Genomic DNA, 250 nt, shown 5'->3' on the forward strand with positions numbered 1-250 from the left:
TGGTTACGGCCTGATTCACCTGATGATACATTCACGAGGCGTGATCGAGTCCCGCAGGTTCGAACACGGGCCCAACATTTTTTCGTTCGTTCGCTGCCGTATTCAAGACGGCACTGAGGCACGCGAAATCCATCCGATGCCGAGAGGCAGCTGCGCGCGTCAGAATCTCATCCGTCGTCTCGACTGGGGCCCAGCTGAAGTTTCCCCACTCCCAGCCGTTGTTTATGTCGTATGCGACATTCGGTTTGAG

General features: G+C 56.0%; 1 protein-coding gene. It reads right to left on the bottom strand.

Features of this window, described 5'->3' with window-relative positions; translation table 11 throughout:
* Positions 1-31 precede the first annotated feature (31 nt).
* Positions 32-250 (bottom strand): hypothetical protein (locus AC0L2O_RS37215; protein ID WP_473373258.1); only part of this gene is annotated, 219 nt, incomplete at its 5' end.

This window comes from Bradyrhizobium sp. Kon10, assembly GCF_055807395.1.